Source organism: Clostridiales bacterium, assembly GCA_012512255.1.
Taxonomy (GTDB): domain Bacteria; phylum Bacillota; class Clostridia; order Christensenellales; family DUVY01; genus DUVY01.
On the sequence record JAAZDJ010000030.1, the window covers coordinates 1 to 5,834 of the forward strand.

Genomic DNA, 5,834 nt, shown 5'->3' on the forward strand with positions numbered 1-5,834 from the left:
ATAATAAATAATAAAAATATTGGCAACAAAAATCAGATGTTTTGTTTTAAATTTTTATGAAGCAAATCATATTTCTTTATAATTAATTGCCATACGCTACATAATTTGGTTTTTTTATTGACTTAAGCCGACCATAATGCTAAAATAAAATAACAATCTTTATGATTTTCTATAATATTTTTTATTTTGTTAAAATAAAAAAAGGAGACTATGATGAGCAAATTCAGTATAGGGGTGGACTTCGGGACTTTAAGCGGTCGCGCTGTTTTGGTGGATGTCAACACGGGCGAAGAGGTCGCGAGCGCCGTTTATGAATATCCGCACAAAGTTATGGACGAATATTTGCCCGACGGCAAGACCAAGCTAGGCATTGATTGGGCGTTGCAGCATCCGCAGGATTATCTGGACGTGTTATCCAATACGATACCTCAAGTTTTAAAAAGCGCCAATGTTTCCAGCGAAGATGTAATAGGAATTGGGATTGATTTTACGGCTTGCACGATATTGCCCACTGATAAGGCAGGCAAACCGCTTTGTTTTTATGACGAGTTCAAAAGCGAGCCTCACGCCTATGTGAAGCTATGGAAACATCACGCCGCGCAAGAACACGCCAATAGACTCAACGAGATAGCGTCCAAGCGCCAAGAAAAGTTTTTGGATTTATACGGCGGCAAGATAAGCAGCGAATGGCTGGTGCCCAAGGTTATGCAAATTGCCGAGGAAGCGCCCCATATCTATAACGCGGCGGACAAAATAATAGAAGCGGCCGATTGGATTGTTTTAATGCTGACAGGCCAAGAAAAACGCAACAGTTGCACGGCGGGATATAAAGCTATATGGCACAAACATAGAGGTTATCCCAGCAAGGATTTTTTCCGCGAGCTTAACCCGATGCTTGAGGACTTGGTAGATTCTAAGCTGTCGCGGGATATTTATCCCATAGGCGCGAAAGCGGGCGAAATCAATGATTTTGGCCATAAACTTACCGGGCTAAAAAAAGGCACCGCGGTGGCGGTAGGCAATGTTGACGCGCATGTTTCTGTGCCCGCGGTAGGCATTACGGAACCCGGCAAAATGCTTATGATTATGGGCACATCTACCTGCCATATGCTGCTGGGCGAGCAAGAGCGCGCGGTTCCGGGCATGTGCGGCGTGGTTGAGGACGGTATTTTGCCCGGGTATATGGGTTATGAAGCGGGGCAATCCTGCGTAGGCGACCATTTTGACTGGTTTGTCAAAAATTGCGTTCCCGTTCATTATCGCCAAGAAGCGCAAAAACAGAACATTGGCATTCACGACTATTTGACCAATTTGGCGTCGCGACAAAAAGTCGGCCAAAGCGGTCTTTTGGCGCTTGATTGGTGGAACGGAAACCGTTCCGTCTTAGTGGATGTGGATTTGACGGGAATGATTTTGGGAATGACATTATTGACCAAGCCCGAAGAAATTTACCGAGCCTTGATAGAGGCTACCGCATACGGCACAAGGATGATAATAGAGACTTTCCGCGAAAACGGCGTCCCTATCCATGAGCTTTACGCCGCGGGCGGCATAGTCTTTAAAAATCCTATGATGATGCAAATTTACGCCGATGTAACCGGCATGGAAATAAAATTAAGCGCATCCCCCCAAACCCCCGCTTTAGGCAGCGCGATATTCGGCGCATTGGCGGCGGGAGCTGAGCGCGGCGGTTATGATAACATTGTGGACGCCGCAAAAGCTATGTCTAAGGTAAGGAAAGATTTGATTTATAAGCCTATAGTTGAAAATGTCAAGGTTTATGATAAATTATACCAAGAATACAAAATTTTGCATGACTATTTTGGTCGCGGCGCTAACGATGTAATGAAAAGACTTAAAGCTATAAAGGAAGAAACAAGATGCTAAAAGATTTGAAACACGAAGTTTGGGAACAAAATCTCAACCTTGTCAAACACAATCTCGTAATTTTCACATGGGGCAATGTGTCGGGCATTGACAGGCAAAAAGGCATTATCGCCATTAAGCCAAGCGGGGTTGAATACGATGTCTTAAAGCCCGAAGACATCGTTTTGGTTGATCTGGACGGCAAAGTTGTCCAAGGCAAGCTAAACCCCTCGTCGGATACGCCTACTCATATTGAGTTGTATAAAAATTTCGAAAATTTAGGCGGCATTGTCCATACGCATTCTACTTACGCTACGGCTTGGGCGCAGGCGGGCAAGCCGATCAAATGCTACGGCACGACGCATGCCGATTATTTTTACGGCGAAATACCTTGCACGCGCGCCCTCACAAAACAAGAAATAACCGCAGATTACGAAAAAAACACCGGCAAGGTAATAGCCCAAACATTCGCAGAATTGAATTTGGACATAACAGCCATGCCCGCGGTTATAATCAAGTCGCACGGGCCTTTTGCGTTTGGCAAAAGCCCCAAAGAAGCCGTGTTTAACGCGGCCGTTTTGGAAGAGGTGGCAAAAATGGCATGGCTAAGCCGGCAAATAAACCCCGATATCGTATCGGTTGACCAATATTTGCTTGATAAGCATTATTTAAGAAAGCATGGCAAAAACGCTTATTACGGACAAAAAAACAAAAGATAATAAAAAAATATTTTTAAACTAGGAGAGAGCAATGAAAGATAAAATTCTTTATTTTGTAGTAGGAAGCCAGCATCTATACGGCGAAGAAACCCTAAAGCAAGTGGCGGAGCACGCGCAAGAGATGGCACGATTTTTAGATTCGCAAGAAGACAATCCCGTAACAATCAAGTATTTGGACACGGTCAAAACCCCCCAAGAAGTAACCGATATGTGCCAAAAGGTCAATTTTGACCCCCAATGCGTGGGCATTATCGCGTGGATGCACACATTTAGCCCCGCTAAGATGTGGATTAACGGGCTAAAAATCCTAAACAAGCCCATGCTACACCTTCATACCCAATACAACGAAAAAATCCCGTATGATTCCATTGATATGGATTTTATGAACCTTAACCAAGCGGCGCACGGCGACAGGGAGTTCGGGCATATCGTAACCAGGCTAAGAATAAGGCGCAAAATCGTAGTAGGCTATTACAAAGACCCCGATGTCTTAAAACAAATCTTTGTTTTCGCTAGAGCCGCCGCAGCGGCCGCCAAGTCCAAGACCTTAAAGGTGGCTAGGTTTGGGGACAATATGCGCGAAGTCGCGGTAACCGAGGGCGATAAGGTTGAAGCGCAAGTCAGGCTTGGTTGGTCAATCAACGGTTACGGACTAGGGGACTTAGTGGAATATATAGACAGGGTATCCCAAAAAGAAATTGACGGATTGGTTGAAACATACAAAGAAAAATATGTTTTCCAAAAAGATATAGACTTAGAAGCCGTAAAGACGCAAGCCAAATACCAAATTGCGCTGGAAAGATTTTTGCAAGACGGCGGCTTTGACGCTTTTACCACCACTTTTGAAAACCTACACGGATTAAAACAGCTTCCGGGCTTGGCTTGCCAAGTTCTTATGGAAAAAGGCTACGGCTTTGGCGCGGAAGGCGATTGGAAGACGGCAGCCTTGACACATCTTGTTAAATATATGGCGGCAGGATTGGAAGGCGGTTCTTCTTTTATGGAAGATTACACCTACCATCTTGAAAAGGGCAAACAAGCAATTTTAGGCGCGCATATGCTGGAGGTTTGTCCGACTATCGCCGAGGGCAAGCCTTCGTTGGAGGTTCATCCCTTAGGCATAGGCGGAAAAGAGCCGCCCGCAAGGTTGGTGTTTGAGGGCAAGACAGGCGACGCCATGCTAATAACTTTGGTGGATATGGGCGACCGCTTTAGAATGATTGTCAATAAAGCGCGCATAATCAAGCCCCAAGCCATGCCCAAATTGCCTGTGGCAAGAGTCCTATGGCAGCCATTGCCCGATATGGCGACCAGCGCTCAAGCCTGGATAATGGCGGGCGGCGCGCATCACAGCGTATTGACCACCCAGCTAGAGCTGGAGCATATCCAAGATTTCGCTAGAATAATGGATATAGAGCTTATAGTAATAGACCAAAACACCGATATTAACCGCTTAGAAAACGAGCTTATGATATCCGATTTTGTCTGGAGGTCCAAAAACTAAGGCAAGGTTTTATGGAAATTAGCAAAGTTGATAAAAAACATGTAAGACTCAACGAAGGCTTTTTTCAAGAGCGTCAAAAAATCAATCTTACGGGCATAAAAAACATCCATGAGCGCTTTTTGGAAACAGGCAGGTTTGAGGCTTTAAAACAAAATTGGAAGGAAGGACAGCCCAACAAGCCGCATGTGTTTTATGATTCGGATGTCGCGAAATGGATAGAAAGCGCGGCTTATGTCCTAATGGGCCAAGAAGATTTGGAGCTTGAGAAGCTATGCGACCAATATATTGATTTGATAGAGGCCCGCCAAGAACAAAACGGTTATTTTAACAGCTATTTTTCTTATTTGGAGCCCGATAAAAAATGGCGATACAGGACGGAGCATGAATTATATTGCGCCGGGCATCTAATAGAAGCCGCGATAGCGTATAAAAAAGCGACCCAAAAAGAAAAGTTTTTGGACATTGTTAAAAAACTGGCCGACCATATTTACCAAGTTTTTGTGATAGACAAAAGCGCGGCTTTTGTAACGCCGGGCCATGAAGAAATAGAGCTTGCTTTGTATAAGCTGTATAAAGAAACAAACCAAAAAAAATATTTGGAGCTTGCCAAGTTTTTTATAGACCAAAGAGGCCAAAAACCTGAGCCCGTATATGAAACCGTGGATAACCGCTATGACCAATCGCATATCCCGGTAAGGCAACAGCAAACGGCCGAAGGGCACAGCGTAAGGGCGCTATATTTATATTCGGCGATGGCCGATTTGGGCAAAGAATATAACGACCAAGAGCTAATAACGGCGTGCAAAAGCATTTTTGAGAATATTGTAAACAAGCGGATGTATATCACGGGCGGCGTGGGTTCATCCCATTACGGCGAGGCTTTTACTTATGATTACGATTTGCCCAATTTGACCGCTTATGCCGAAACTTGCGCCGCAATAGCGCTTATAATGTTTTGCGACCGCATGAGCGAAATTGAGCTGGATTCCAAATACGCCGACACTATTGAGCGGGCGTTATATAACAATGTCTTGGCGGGAGTGTCGCTGGACGGGAAATCGTTCTTTTATGAAAACCCTTTGGAAACCGATGTGAAAAAATACGAATTTAATCAAACTTGCAAAGTAAAACAGCATTTGCCTATCCTAAACCGCTTGGAAGTTTTTGATTGTTCGTGTTGCCCGCCCAACCTGACGCGCCTAATCGCCAATATAGAGAGCTTAATATACAAAAAAACCAAAGACGGCTTAATTATCAACCAATACATAAGCTCAAAGGCCGATATAGACGGCGTCAAGATCGAACAAAAATCCCAATTGCCGTGGAACGCCCAAACTAATATCAATATTACTTCGTCCAAGCCCGTTAAAATCTATTTAAGGATTCCTTATTGGGCGCAAAAGCCCCTAATAAAAATCAACCAAAAAACATATAAAAACATTCTAAAAAATGGTTACCTAGAAGCCGCAATTGACGGCGCTAACCAAATTAAAGTTGTTTTTGACATGCCCGTAAGGTTGGCTTTTTCCCACCCCAAAGTAAGATGCAACAGCGGCAAAGCGGCCGTTATGCGCGGGCCTTTGGTCTATTGCGCTGAGAGCATAGACAATCCCAATATAGTCTTAAGCGACGCGCGGCTTGATCTGTCCAAAAAACCCCGATTGGTCAAGGGCAATCTTGTTAAATATGACATTATCATGCCGGCGCTAATACGCCAACAAAACGAGCTATACTCGTTCAAAAAA

At 44.4% G+C, this 5,834-nt stretch carries 4 protein-coding genes; all 4 read left to right on the forward strand.

The window, feature by feature from the left end:
- Positions 1-210 precede the first annotated feature (210 nt).
- Entirely contained in the window at positions 211-1,887 is a 1,677-nt protein-coding gene (gene araB / locus GX756_01445) for a ribulokinase (protein NLC16530.1), read from the forward strand.
- Complete coding sequence (locus GX756_01450) at positions 1,881-2,585, forward strand: L-ribulose-5-phosphate 4-epimerase (GenBank protein NLC16531.1); 705 nt, start codon at positions 1,881-1,883, stop codon at positions 2,583-2,585. Before araB ends, GX756_01450 begins: the two co-directional genes overlap by 7 nt.
- A gap of 31 nt (positions 2,586-2,616) precedes the next feature.
- The gene (araA, locus tag GX756_01455) at positions 2,617-4,089 is read left to right on the forward strand and encodes an L-arabinose isomerase (GenBank protein NLC16532.1); all 1,473 of its coding nucleotides are present in this window, start codon (positions 2,617-2,619) and stop codon (positions 4,087-4,089) included.
- Between the two features lie 11 nt (positions 4,090-4,100).
- On the forward strand, positions 4,101-5,834 hold a 1,734-nt coding region (locus tag GX756_01460), incomplete at its 3' end, for a glycoside hydrolase family 127 protein (protein ID NLC16533.1).